Below are 12,948 nucleotides of genomic sequence, written 5' to 3' on the forward strand. Positions count from 1 at the left end.
GCCGAGCGTATCGCCCGCGTCCTGCACAACGACCCGGCCACTGGGGTCATGCGTCACGCCGATGCCGGTTATCAGATTGCCATCGACTGTGCCAAGGAACAGGGCCTGAACCTGCCGATGATTACCGGTAAATAAGCTGTTGCAGGAAACCCGTGTGGGAGCCGGCTTGCCGGCGATGCGGCCCGAGCGTCTTGCATCGACTGTTCGATCGCCATCGCCGGCAAGCCGGCTCCTACAAGGGGGGCTGGAGCAAGTTTCACAAACGCTGTGCACCTAACGAAAACAATCCACAGAGGTTGAACAATGTCTGCGTCAAATGATCGTGCAAGCTACAAACCGTTGATCGAAAGGCGTTCGATCGACTACATCCCGGAAGCGGAAAGACACGGTCGTCTACTCAGTCAGTTCACCCTGTGGTTGGGTGCCAACCTGCAAATCACCGCGATTGTCACCGGTGCCTTGGCGGTGGTGCTAGGCGGCGATGTCTATTGGTCGCTGATCGGTCTGCTGCTCGGGCAACTGATCGGCGGTGGGGTGATGGCGCTGCACGCCGCGCAAGGTCCGCAACTGGGCCTGCCGCAGATGATCTCCAGCCGCGTGCAGTTCGGCGTCTATGGCGCGGTGATCCCGCTGGTGCTGGTGTGCCTGATGTATATCGGTTTCTCGGCCAGCGGCTCGTTGCTGGCCGGGCAGGCGGTGGCGCAGCTGCTGCATGTGGAAGACTGGGTCGGCATCGTGCTGTTCGCCGCCAGCATCCTGGTCTGCACCATCTTCGGCTACCGGGTGATCCACGGCATCGGCCGGATCGCCAGCGTGCTGGGAGTGATCGCCTTCGTCTACCTGTTCTACAAACTGTTGGCCGGCAACGATATCTCGGCCTTGCTCGGCAACAAGCATTTCTCCCTGGCGAGTTTCCTGCTGGCAATGTCGCTCTCGGCGTCCTGGCAGATCGCGTTCGGGCCTTATGTGGCGGATTACTCGCGTTATTTGCCACGCCGCACTTCGCCGGTGAAAACCTTTTGGGCCGTGGGCCTGGGTTCGGTGATCGGCGCGCAGGCGTCCATGGTCTTCGGCGTGTTCGCCGCCGCCCTGGCCGGCTCGCAGTTCTCCCACCACGAAGTCTCGTTCATCGTCAGCCTCGGTGGTACCGGGGCGGTCGCGGCGGCGCTGTTCTTTGCCGTGGCCTTCGGCAAGGTGACGGTCACCACCTTGAACGCCTATGGCAGCTTTATGTCGATCGCCACCATCATCAGCGGTTTCCGTGGCAACCGACATATCTCCAGCGGTGTGCGCCTGCTGTATATCTTCATCATGGTCAGCGTGTCCGCGGCCCTGGCGCTGCTGGGCAAGGACTCGTTCCTCAAGGAGTTCTCCTCCTTCATTCTGTTCCTGCTGGCGTTCTTCACACCCTGGAGCGCGATCAACCTGGTGGATTTCTACTGCATCACCAAGGAACGCTATGACATTCCCGCGCTGTCCGATCCGAAGGCCCGCTACGGTGGTTGGAACCTGCTGGGTATCAGCATTTACGTGTTTGGCGTGCTGATCCAGATGCCGTTCATTGCCACCCAGTTCTATACCGGTTCCCTGGTGGCGAGCCTGGGCGATACCGATATCTCCTGGATCATCGGCCTGGTGGTGCCGGCGGCGTTGTACTACGTCGCGGCGAAGAAGTGGCATGGGGCTATTCCCGACCGTCTGATCCTGCCGGTAGAGCCGGGCGTGGAAGCGCTAGCCAAGACCAATGGGCGTGTGCAACCGGTGGCGAACTAGCCAGTGGGAGCGGTGCTGGGTCCGGGCGGTGTCCCGACGAAGCTTTGGGTGGTCTCAAGGGCCTCTTCGCGGCGTCCCGGAAAGTCCTGCTCCACAGGGCCTGCTGGCAGGCCAACCCGGGTCGGTGGTCTCTTGACCGGCGTTAACCCTTTGCAGATTAGGAGCGGCACAGAATGAAAATGACCAAGACCCTGCTGACCACGGCGCTGTCCCTGGGCCTGTGGGTAGCGGCCGGCGCCAGCCAGGCCGCCGGCTGGTGCGAATCCGGCAAACCGGTGAAGTTCGCGGGTCTGAATTGGGAAAGCGGCGCGTTCTTGACCGACGTGCTGCAGTTCGTTCTGGAAAAGGGTTACGACTGCAAGACCGACAGCCTGCCGGGCAACTCCATCACCATGGAAAACGCCCTGAGCAGCAACGATATCCAGGTGTTCGCCGAGGAGTGGGTTGGCCGCAGCGAAGTCTGGAACAAGGCTGAAAAAGCCGGCAAGGTCGTCGGTGTCGGCGCGCCGGTGGTGGGCGCCATCGAAGGCTGGTATGTGCCGCGCTATGTGATCGAAGGCGACGCCAAGCGCAACCTCAAGGCCCTGGCGCCGGACCTGAAGCACATCGCCGGCCTGGGTAAATACGCGGTGTTGTTCAAAGACCCGGAAGAGCCGAGCAAGGGCCGTTTCTACAACTGTCCGGCCGGCTGGACCTGTGAGCTGGAGAACAGCGAAATGCTGAAAAGCTACGGCCTGGAAAGATCCTATACCAACTTTCGCCCTGGCACCGGCCCAGCACTGGACGCCGCCGTGCTGTCGAGCTACAAGCGTGGTGAGCCGATCCTCTTTTACTACTGGTCGCCGACGCCGCTGATGGGTCAGGTCGACCTGGTCAAGCTGGAGGAAAAACCTGGTGTCGACAAGCGCGTGAGCATCAAGGTCGGTCTGTCCAAGGCCTTCCACGAGCAAGCCCCCGAGCTCGTCGCCGTACTGGAAAAGGCTAACCTGCCAATCGATCTGTTGAACCAGAACCTGGGGCGCATGACCAAAGAGCGGATCGAATCGCCGAAACTGGCGAAAATCTTCCTCAAGGAACACCCTGAGGTCTGGCAGGCTTGGGTCAGCGCTGACGCTGCCAAGAAAATCAACGCGGCTCTGTAGGTCGACTACCTCCCGGCTAACCGAGAGGCTGGCCGGGAAGTTCGCCACAACCACTTGATCGAGAGTTTCCAATGTTTCCCGAACGTTTCACATTTTCCATCGCCGACTGGGTCAACAGTTGGGTCGATGCACTGGTGACCCATTACGGTGATGTGTTCCGCCAGATCTCCGACACCCTGCTATGGGCCATCGTCAATCTGGAAGGCCTGCTGCGCCTGGCGCCCTGGTGGCTGATGCTGGCCATTGTCGGCGGTATCGCCTGGCACGCCACTCGCAAGTGGGTGACCGCCCTGGTGATCGTCGGCCTGTTGTTCCTGGTCGGCGCGGTCGGCCTGTGGGACAAGCTGATGCAGACCCTGGCGCTGATGCTGGTGGCGACCCTGATCTCGGTGCTGATCGGGATTCCGCTGGGCATTCTTTCGGCGCGCAGCAATCGCCTGCGTTCGGTGCTGATGCCGTTGCTGGACATCATGCAGACCATGCCCAGCTTCGTGTACCTGATTCCGGTGCTGATGCTGTTCGGCCTGGGCAAGGTCCCGGCGATCTTCGCCACGGTGATCTACGCGGCGCCGCCGCTGATCCGTCTGACCGACCTGGGCATTCGCCAGGTCGACGGCGAGGTGATGGAAGCGATCAACGCCTTTGGCGCCAACCGCTGGCAGCAACTGTTCGGCGTGCAACTGCCGCTGGCCCTGCCGAGCATCATGGCCGGGATCAACCAGACCACCATGATGGCGCTGTCGATGGTGGTGATTGCCTCGATGATCGGTGCCCGTGGCTTGGGCGAAGACGTGCTGGTTGGGATTCAAACCCTCAACGTCGGACGCGGCCTGGAAGCCGGCCTGGCCATCGTGATTCTCGCGGTGGTGATCGACCGCATCACCCAGGCCTATGGTCGGCCACGGCATGAGGTGAGCAAATGAGCGAGGCCAGCGTCAGCAAGATCGAAGTCAAGAACGTCTTCAAGATCTTCGGTTCGCGTGAGAAGGACGCGATGAGCCTGATCCTCCAGGGCAAGACCAAGGATCAGGTGCTGGCCGAGACCGGTTGCGTGATCGGGGTCAACGACCTGTCGCTGAGTGTCGGTACCGGCGAGATCTTCGTGATCATGGGCCTTTCCGGTTCCGGCAAGTCGACCCTGGTGCGGCATTTCAACCGCCTGATCGACCCGACCAGCGGCGCGATCCTGGTGGATGGCGTGGACATCCTCCAGTACGACATGGAGGCGTTGCGCGAGTTTCGTCGGCACAAGATCAGCATGGTGTTCCAGAGCTTTGGCCTGTTGCCCCACAAGAGCGTGCAGGAAAACGTCGCCTACGGTCTCAAGGTCCGTGGCGAAAGCAAGGAAGTCTGCGCCAAGCGCGCCTTGCACTGGATCAATACCGTGGGCCTGAAGGGTTACGAGGACAAGTACCCGCACCAGCTGTCGGGCGGTATGCGCCAGCGTGTTGGGTTGGCCCGGGCCTTGGCGGCGGACACCGACATCATCCTGATGGATGAAGCCTTCAGCGCCCTTGATCCGCTGATCCGCGCCGAGATGCAGGATCAGTTGCTGGAGCTGCAGAAGACGCTGCACAAGACCATCGTGTTTATCACCCATGACCTGGATGAAGCGGTACGGATCGGCAATCGCATCGCGATTCTCAAGGATGGCAAGTTGATCCAGGTCGGCACGCCGAAGGAGATTTTGCATGCGCCGGCGGATGAGTATGTGGATCGGTTTGTTCAGCGGCGTGCCGCGGCGGTGTAGGCGGGTGAGGGTGGTGGTGGCTGGGCTGGCCTCTTCGCGGGCAAGCTCCGCTCCCACACTAGATTTGAGTCGTGCCCGAGTCTTGCGTACGACTGAAAAACCTGTGGGAGCGGAGCTTGCCCGCGAAGAGGCCGGTAATGCTGCATCAATATCCAAGTTGTACTGATGAGGTTGAAGATGTCCCAGGCTGAAAAAATCGTTATCGCCGACGCCCCCTTGCGTTGGCAGGATGTGGTCGCGGTGGCCCGGCATGGCGCCCCGCTTGAACTGTCGCCCGAGGCTTGGGCGCGGATCGACAATGCCCAGGCCATCGTCCAGCGCATCGTCGTCAGCGGCGAGCGTGCCTATGGCGTGAACACCGGTCTCGGCGCGCTGTGCAACGTCTCGCTGTCCGGCGAACAGCTCAGCCAACTGTCGCGCAATACCCTGCTCAGCCATGCCTGCGGTGTCGGCGCGCCGCTGTCCGATGAACAGACCCGGGCCATCCTCTGCGCCGCCATCGTCAACTACAGCCATGGCAAATCCGGCCTGCAGCGCCAGGTGGTCGAAGCCCTGCTGGCGCTGCTCAACCGGGGCATCACCCCGCAAGTGCCGGCCCAGGGCTCGGTGGGTTACCTGACCCATATGGCCCATATCGGCATCGCCTTGCTCGGTGTCGGCCAGGTGAGCTATCGCGGGCAGATCGTCCCGGCGCAACAGGCGCTGGCCGCCGAAGGCCTGCAACCGGTGCAACTGGGGGCCAAGGACGGTCTCTGCCTGGTCAACGGTACGCCGTGCATGACCGGCTTGAGCTGCCTGGCCCTGGCCGACGCGACCCGCCTGGTGCAATGGGCCGATGTGGTCGGGGCCATGAGCTTCGAGGCCCAGCGTGGGCAAATCGCCGCGTTCGACGCGGAAATCATCGCGCTCAAACCGCATCCCGGCATGCAGCAGGTCGGCAACAACCTGCGTGGCTTGCTCGACGGTAGCGAAGTGATTGCCGTCAGCAAAGGCATTCGCACCCAGGACGCCCTGAGCTTGCGTTCGATCCCGCAAGTACACGGCGCCGCCCGCGACCAGTTGGCGCACGCCACCCGGCAGATCGAAATCGAACTCAACGGCTGCACCGACAACCCGCTGTTGCTGGGCACGCCGGACAACTACCGGGTGATGTCCCAGGCCAACCCCCATGGCCAGTCGGTGGCCCTGGCGGCGGACCTGCTGGCAATCGCCATGGCGGAAATCGGCTCGATTGCCGAACGCCGTCTCGACCGCCTGATCAACCCGCATGTCAGCGGCCTGCCGGCCTTCCTGGTGAGCAACCCGGGGGTCAACTCCGGGATGATGATCGTGCAGTACGTCGCCGCGTCCCTCTGTGCGGAAAACCGCCAGTTGGCGCAGCCGGCGGTGCTCGACAACTACGTCACCTCGGGCCTGCAGGAAGACCACCTGAGCCTGGGCACCAATGCCGCGCTGAAATTGCACCGGGCTCTGGAAAACTGCACGCAGATCCTCGCCATCGAGTACCTGCTGGCGGCCCAGGCCTTCGAATTCCTCAAGGAACAGCGCTTCGGTGTCGGCACCGAGCGCGCCTGGAAACTGCTGCGCGAGCGCGTCCCGGCCTACGACCAGGACCGCTGGCTGGCGCCGGACATCGCCAGCGCGGCGAGCCTGCTGAAGGACCCAGTATTGATCCAGTGCAGGTTCCCCGACCTGCACTGATTCCACGAATAACCAGCGTGCCAAGGCGCCATCGGCTCAAAAAGTCGGCGGCGACGGATAACGGAAGCTTCCGGAGCGTCTGGTAGTTAGTAAAAACTCTCAAAAGGAGCATGAATGTGACTGCGTTGAACCTGATTCCCGGCCAACTGAGCCTGGCCCAACTGCGTGCCATCTATCAACAGCCGGTGAAACTGACCCTGGATCACAGTGCCTCGGCACAGATCGAAGCCAGCGTCGCCTGCGTCGAGCAGATCCTCGCCGAGAACCGCACCGCCTACGGCATCAACACCGGTTTCGGCCTGCTGGCCTCGACCCGTATCGCCAGCGAAGACCTGGAAAACCTCCAGCGCTCCCTGGTGCTGTCCCATGCCGCCGGTGTCGGCGCGCCGATCAGCGACGCGCTGGTACGGCTGATCATGGTGCTCAAGGTCAACAGCCTGAGCCGTGGTTTCTCCGGGATTCGCCGCCAGGTGATCGACGCGCTGATCGCCCTGATCAATGCCGAGGTCTACCCGCACATTCCGCTGAAAGGTTCGGTCGGTGCTTCCGGTGACCTCGCGCCGCTGGCCCATATGTCCCTGGTGCTGCTGGGTGAAGGCAAGGCCCGCTACAAGGGCGAATGGCTGGACGCCCACACCGCGCTGAAACAGGCCGGTCTGCAACCGCTGACCCTGGCCGCGAAAGAAGGCCTGGCGCTGCTCAACGGCACCCAGGTGTCCACCGCCTTTGCCCTGCGTGGCCTGTTCGAAGGCGAAGACCTGTTCGCCGGCGCCCTGGTCAGCGGTTCGCTGACCGTCGAAGCGGTACTGGGTTCGCGTTCGCCGTTCGACCCGCGTATCCATGCGGCTCGTGGTCAACATGGCCAGATCGATGCGGCTGCCGCTTATCGCCACCTCTTGGGCGAGCGCAGCGAAGTGTCCGACTCCCACGAGAACTGCGAGAAGGTCCAGGACCCGTACTCCCTGCGTTGCCAGCCACAGGTCATGGGCGCCTGCCTGACCCAGTTCCGCCAGGCCGCCGAAGTGCTGGTGATCGAAGCCAACGCGGTGTCCGACAACCCGCTGGTGTTCGCCGCCGAAGGCGATGTGATCTCGGGCGGCAACTTCCACGCCGAGCCGGTGGCCATGGCCGCTGACAACCTGGCCCTGGCGATTGCCGAAATCGGTTCGCTGAGCGAGCGCCGCATCTCCCTGATGATGGACAAGCACATGTCGCAGTTGCCACCGTTCCTGGTGGCCAATGGCGGCGTCAACTCCGGCTTCATGATCGCCCAGGTGACTGCCGCGGCCCTCGCCAGCGAGAACAAGGCCCTGGCGCACCCGCACAGCGTCGACAGTCTGCCGACTTCCGCCAACCAGGAAGACCATGTGTCGATGGCCCCGGCTGCGGGCAAACGTCTGTGGGAAATGGCTGAGAACACTCGTGGGATTTTGGCTGTGGAATGGCTGGCGGCTTGCCAGGGGCTGGATCTGCGCAATGGCCTGAAAACCTCGCCAACCCTGGAAAGCGCACGGGCGACGTTGCGCGAGGAAGTGGCGTATTACGAGAAGGACCGTTTCTTCGCCCCGGATATCGAGGCGGCCACCGAGTTGCTGGCTTCCCGTTGCCTGAATGCACTGGTTCCGGCGAAGTTGCTGCCAAGCCTGTAAGCGTTGCCCGAGACCAGACTGGGGCGTGAAGGACATGTAGGAGCGAGCTTGCTCGCGATGGTGGTTCAGGCACTGCGGGGCATCAGATACCCCGCGTTATCGTTGGCGTCCATCGCGAGCAAGCTCGCTCCTACAGTAGTCGCCACCCGGCAGATGGGTTTTGCCTGCATCTGCCGGGTTGGGTACTCTGCGACCCCTTTTGCGGTCAGGCGGCCGCGAGATACTCGCCAACAGTCTGATTCTCATCGAGTTTTATCGATAAGAATAATTAAGGACGAGCAATGCAACAGCAAGTCAAAGGTTTGAAACGCGGGCTCTCGGCTCGACATATTCGCTTCATGGCCCTGGGGTCCGCTATCGGCACCGGGCTGTTCTACGGTTCCGCCTCGGCCATCCAGATGGCCGGCCCGGCCGTGCTGCTGGCCTACCTGATCGGCGGCGCCGCGGTGTTCATGGTTATGCGCGCCCTCGGCGAAATGGCCGTGCACGATCCGGTGGCCGGTTCCTTCGGCCACTACGCCAGCACCTACATCGGTCCCCGTTCCGGTTTTATCCTCGGTTGGACCTATGCGTTCGAGATGGTCATCGTTGGCCTGGCCGACGTCACCGCCTTCGGCATCTATATGGGCTTCTGGTTTCCCGAGGTCGATCGCTGGGTCTGGGTACTCGGCGTTGTCTTCATCATTGGCGCGCTGAACCTGTGCACCGTGAAGGTCTTCGGCGAAATGGAGTTCTGGCTGTCGCTGCTCAAGGTCGGCGCCATTGTCGCGATGATCCTTGGAGGCTTCGGCATCCTGTTCTTCGGCATCAGCACGGCCACGCCGTCGACGGCCGTCGGCATCAGCAACCTTTGGAGCAACGGCGGCTTCATGCCCAACGGCGCGGCCGGGATGATCGCCTCGTTCGCGGTGGTCATGTTCGCCTTCGGCGGCATCGAGATCATCGGCGTCACCGCCGGTGAAGCCCAGGACCCACAGCGGGTGATCCCCAAGGCGATCAATGCGGTACCGCTGCGCATCCTGCTGTTCTACGTGCTGACCCTGTTCGTGCTGATGTCCCTCTACCCGTGGCAGCAGATTGGCAACCAGGGCAGTCCCTTCGTGCAGATCTTCCAGAACCTGGGGATAGGCTCGGCGGCAAGCATTCTCAATATCGTGGTGATTTCGGCGGCGATCTCCGCCATCAACAGCGATATCTTCGGTGCCGGCCGTATGATGTACGGCCTGGCCGAGCAAGGCCATGCACCCCAGGCCTTCGCCAAGCTGTCCCGCGCCGGTGTGCCGTGGATGACCGTGCTGGTCATGGCCGCCGCGCTGCTGCTGGGCGTGCTGCTCAACTACCTGATTCCTGAAGACGTATTTTTGCTGATCGCCTCGATCGCCACCTTCGCCACGGTGTGGGTGTGGATCATGATCCTGGTCACCCAGGTGGCCATGCGCCGTTCCATGAGCCGTGAAGAGGCCGCGCAACTGAAGTTTCCGGTGCCGTTCTGGCCCTATGCGCCGCTGGCGGCGATTGCCTTCATGGTGTTTATCTTCGGCGTGCTGGGCTATTTCCCCGACACCCGGCCGGCGTTGATCGTCGGCGCGGTCTGGATCGGCCTGCTGGTGCTGGCCTACCAGGTCTGGGTCAAGCCGGCGGCGGCCCAGGATGCCCGCGTTCAGCCAGACCCTGCTTTGTCTCATCAATAACCTAACGGAGGCCCCGGATGAAAACGCTTTGGCAGAACTGTCACGTTGCAAGCATGGCGCAAGGCAGCTACTCGATCATCGAGGATGCCGCCATCGTGACCGTGGCGTCGACGATCGAGTGGATCGGCCCACGCGCCGAACTGCCGGCCGCGGATTATCCACAGGTCGAGGATCTGCGCGGGGCCTGGGTGACGCCGGGGCTGATCGATTGCCATACCCACACGGTGTTCGGCGGCAACCGCAGCGGTGAGTTCGAGCAACGCCTGCAAGGCGTGAGTTATGCCGAGATCGCCGCCGCTGGCGGCGGGATTGCCAGCACCGTGCGGGCGACCCGTGCCGCGAGCGAGGACGAACTGTTCGACAGCGCTCGGCAACGCCTGACCTGCCTGCTGCGCGATGGCGTGACCAGCGTCGAGATCAAGTCCGGCTACGGCCTGGACCTGGACAGCGAGCGCAAGATCCTCAAGGTGATTCGCCGCCTCGGCGCCGAATTGCCGGTCAGCGTGCGCAGCACCTGCCTGGCGGCCCATGCCTTGCCGCCGGAATACCTCGGGCGGGCCGACGACTATATCGAGCATATCTGCGCCGAGATGCTCCCGGCCCTGGCCGCCGAAGGTTTGGTCGACGCGGTGGATGCCTTCTGTGAATACCTGGCGTTTTCCCCGGCCCAGGTCGAGCGGGTGTTCAAGGTCGCGCAACAGCTGGGCTTGCCGGTGAAACTACATGCCGAGCAGCTGTCATCGCTGCACGGTTCGAGCCTGGCGGCGCGTTACCAGGCGCTGTCGGCGGACCACCTGGAATTTATGACCGAAGAGGACGCCATCGCCATGGCCGCCGCCGGTACCGTCGCGGTGCTGCTGCCCGGGGCGTTCTACTTTTTGCGCGAAACCCAGCTGCCGCCGATGGATGCCCTGCGCAAGCACGGCGTGAAGATGGCCATTGCCAGCGACCTCAACCCCGGCACCTCGCCAGCGCTGTCCCTGCGGCTGATGCTGAACATGGCCTGCACCCTGTTCCGCATGACCCCGGAAGAAGCCCTGGCCGGTGTCACCCAGCATGCCGCCACGGCGTTGGGCATGGGCGCTACCCACGGTTCGCTGGAGATTGGCAAGGTCGCGGATTTCGTCGCCTGGCAGATCGAGCGGCCGGCGGACCTGGCCTACTGGCTGGGCGGTGACCTGAGCAAGCGCGTGGTGCGCCATGGTGTCGAAGTACTGATCTAGGAGATTGTCCTGTGGATAACGTTCTGAGTTTCAAACAAGGTCGCGTGCCGCTGTTGATCAGCATGCCCCATGCCGGTGTGCAACTGACCCCGGCGGTCAAGGCCGGGTTGATCGCCGAGGCGCAAAGCCTGCCGGATACCGACTGGCACATCCCGCGGCTCTATGATTTCGCTGCCGAACTGGGCGCCAGCACCCTGGCGGCCGGTTACTCGCGGTTTGTCATCGACCTGAACCGGCCGTCCGACGACAAGCCGCTGTATGTCGGTGCCACCACCGGCCTGTACCCGGCCACCCTGTTCGATGGCGTGCCGCTGTTCGTCGAAGGGCAGGTGCCGTCGGCCGCGGAGCGGGCGAACTACCTGGAGCAGATCTGGACACCGTATCACCAGACTCTGCAACAGGAGCTGGCGCGGCTCAAGGCCGAGTTCGGCTATGCCTTGCTGTTCGACGCCCACTCGATCCGCTCGGTGATCCCGCACCTGTTCGACGGCAAGCTGCCGGATTTCAACCTGGGCACCTTCAACGGCGCCAGCTGCAACCCGCAACTGGCGGCGCGGCTGGAGGGCATCTGTGCCGGACATCCGGCCTACAGCCATGTGTTGAACGGACGCTTCAAGGGCGGGCATATCACCCGTCACTATGGCGACCCGGCGCAGAATATCCACGCCGTGCAGCTTGAGCTGGGGCAGTGCACCTATATGGAAGAGTTCGAGCCGTTCAACTACCGCAGCGACCTGGCGGAACCGACGCGGGTAGTGCTCAAGGAACTGCTGCAAGGCCTGCTGGTCTGGGGCCGCGAGCACTACGGTCGCTGAGGCGGGTTGCACCGTTTTCAAGATAATCGAACGAGTCCTGTCACGGCCATGGCTCATCCCGGGAGCACCTCGACGCCCGGGCTGAGGAAGTCGATGTGATAGCCACTGTTGCCGTCCCCCAGGCCCACATGCACGCCGCTGACACCTTCGTTCATCGGCGAGTTGTGGCTGTAGTTGATGTTCGGCCCGATGCTCTCGTTCACGCCGATGGCGAACTCGCTCAGGTACAGGCCCCTGTCACCTGCCGCGCGACTCAGCAGACCGACATATTCCTGCCCGGCAACCTTGAACGAGCGCACCTGGTTGTGTTCGATATGTAGCCAGGCCTGGTGCCTGGCGACACTCTGGGTCAGTTCCAGCACGCGTTCATCGACCCCTGTGGCGAGATGCGTGCGGTTGCTGCCCTGAGACGTCAGCAGGCCGCTGATGTGCAGGATGCCGTTCAGTTGAAAGAGATCGGGACTGTCCGGGCGCATGTGGGCGTAGTGCACTTCGAACAACTCCGAGACGGACAGCACGAACTGTTCGCTGATCTCGTCGCGGGTGGTGACATAAGGGGCCGAGTGGTTTTGCAACCAGACATCGGCCCGCGATCCCTCGCCGGCCAGGTGCAGGTGCGGGTGCTGACTCAAGAGCCTGAGGTGGTCGCGCTGGCGCCTCAGGCACTCGGCGAAGTCGCTGCGCAGGAGCAGCATCAGGCTGTACAGCGCGTTCTCCAGGCCCGGGTCGAAGGCGTGCAGCGGGCAGAGAATACTTTGTTTGCCCCGGGTTTTGGCCGCCCGCTCATAGAATTGCCGGGCGCCCTGGCGGGTGAAGGAAAACACCAGGCTTTGCGCCGGCAGTGGTTCGGTCGAATCGACAGCGGCGGCGTCCAGCCCCAGTTCCGCGAGGGCGCGGATAAACATTTCGTTGTCAGCGAGGATGATGGCCTTCTCCGGGTAGGAAAGCAGGCCCGGCAAATAGTCTTGCTGCATTGGAAACTCCCTTTCACTTTTGCGCGGATACCCCGGCAGAGCGGCTCCTGCCGTTCTACGTGACCTGACTATTGAAGCGTTTATTGGGCCGACTTGAACACTGACCAAATGGATAGGCATCGTCCGACGAGAGGAAAACATCGCCGAGCAGGCCCGCGTGCATCCGCTTTTGACAAGGGCATGCCGATTCGGCGATTCGGGTTTATGATGCCGAACGACAGAATAATATG

General features: G+C 62.7%; 11 protein-coding genes. 10 read left to right on the top strand and 1 reads right to left on the bottom strand.

What is annotated here, in order from left to right; translation table 11 throughout:
• The 10 genes from AC07T0_RS22415 to hutG all read left to right on the top strand — a co-directional run.
• Positions 1-135 (top strand): hypothetical protein (locus AC07T0_RS22415; RefSeq protein WP_495003331.1); only part of this gene is annotated, 135 nt, incomplete at its 5' end.
• 168 nt (positions 136-303) lie between these two features.
• Complete coding sequence (locus AC07T0_RS22420; protein WP_495003239.1) at positions 304-1,773, top strand: purine-cytosine permease family protein; 1,470 nt, start codon at positions 304-306, stop codon at positions 1,771-1,773.
• Positions 1,774-1,946: 173 nt separating this feature from the next.
• A complete protein-coding gene (locus AC07T0_RS22425; protein ID WP_495003240.1) occupies positions 1,947-2,915 on the top strand; it encodes an ABC transporter substrate-binding protein in 969 nt (322 codons plus the stop codon).
• A 71-nt stretch (positions 2,916-2,986) separates the two neighbouring features.
• Positions 2,987-3,838 (top strand): ABC transporter permease, encoded by an 852-nt coding sequence (locus tag AC07T0_RS22430; RefSeq protein WP_495003241.1) that lies wholly within the window; start codon positions 2,987-2,989, stop codon positions 3,836-3,838.
• A complete protein-coding gene (locus AC07T0_RS22435; RefSeq protein WP_495003242.1) occupies positions 3,835-4,665 on the top strand; it encodes a quaternary amine ABC transporter ATP-binding protein in 831 nt (276 codons plus the stop codon). The genes AC07T0_RS22430 and AC07T0_RS22435 overlap by 4 nt, the downstream gene beginning before the upstream one ends.
• A 177-nt stretch (positions 4,666-4,842) precedes the next feature.
• A complete protein-coding gene (gene hutH / locus AC07T0_RS22440) occupies positions 4,843-6,366 on the top strand; it encodes a histidine ammonia-lyase (RefSeq protein ID WP_495003243.1) in 1,524 nt (507 codons plus the stop codon).
• A 110-nt stretch (positions 6,367-6,476) separates the two neighbouring features.
• Positions 6,477-8,015 (top strand): histidine ammonia-lyase, encoded by a 1,539-nt coding sequence (gene hutH / locus AC07T0_RS22445; RefSeq protein WP_495003244.1) that lies wholly within the window; start codon positions 6,477-6,479, stop codon positions 8,013-8,015.
• Positions 8,016-8,296: 281 nt separating this feature from the next.
• Positions 8,297-9,706 (top strand): amino acid permease, encoded by a 1,410-nt coding sequence (locus AC07T0_RS22450; RefSeq protein ID WP_495003245.1) that lies wholly within the window; start codon positions 8,297-8,299, stop codon positions 9,704-9,706.
• 17 nt (positions 9,707-9,723) lie between these two features.
• A complete protein-coding gene (gene hutI / locus AC07T0_RS22455) occupies positions 9,724-10,929 on the top strand; it encodes an imidazolonepropionase (RefSeq protein WP_495003246.1) in 1,206 nt (401 codons plus the stop codon).
• 11 nt (positions 10,930-10,940) lie between these two features.
• A complete protein-coding gene (hutG, locus tag AC07T0_RS22460) occupies positions 10,941-11,744 on the top strand; it encodes an N-formylglutamate deformylase (protein ID WP_495003247.1) in 804 nt (267 codons plus the stop codon).
• A 53-nt stretch (positions 11,745-11,797) separates the two neighbouring features.
• On the opposite strand, the gene AC07T0_RS22465 is transcribed toward hutG, so the two are convergent.
• Positions 11,798-12,718 carry a CgnE/CgnB domain-containing protein gene (locus tag AC07T0_RS22465; protein ID WP_495003248.1) on the bottom strand — a complete coding sequence of 307 codons (921 nt, stop codon included), beginning with the start codon at positions 12,716-12,718 and terminating at the stop codon, positions 11,798-11,800.
• Positions 12,719-12,948: the final 230 nt, after the last annotated feature.

This window comes from Pseudomonas sp. GW821-FHT04D07, from assembly GCF_059420225.1.